The organism is Parafrigoribacterium mesophilum (genome assembly GCF_039652555.1).
Lineage (GTDB): Bacteria > Actinomycetota > Actinomycetes > Actinomycetales > Microbacteriaceae > Parafrigoribacterium > Parafrigoribacterium mesophilum.
Map to the genome: position 1 here is coordinate 1 of NZ_JBDJAF010000043.1, position 283 is coordinate 283.

The 283-nt window shown below is 66.1% G+C and carries 1 protein-coding gene; it reads right to left on the reverse strand.

What is annotated here, in order from left to right; all coding sequences use genetic code 11:
• A partial coding sequence (locus ABFX56_RS16025) for an ATP-binding cassette domain-containing protein (protein WP_346234354.1) occupies positions 1-181 on the reverse strand: 181 nt, incomplete at its 3' end.
• Positions 182-283: the final 102 nt, after the last annotated feature.

Below are 283 nucleotides of genomic sequence, written 5' to 3' on the forward strand. Positions count from 1 at the left end.
CCAGGCCCAGCATCATCCGGATCGTCGTGGTCTTACCGCAGCCGTTCGGGCCGAGGAATCCGAACACCGCGCCGCGTGGGACGGCCAGATCGACGTCGTTCACCGCGACGTGTGTGCCGAACCGGTTGGTCAGCCCGCGTGTCTGAATTGCCAGTTCACCAGACGGGATGCTGCCGCTCACCGGGACTGCGCTGCGGCCAACCGCCGTGACGCCGGAACCGCTCCGGCGAACACACGTCCGTCCTTCGTGACGAGCACATTCACCAGCGAGGTGTGCACCATT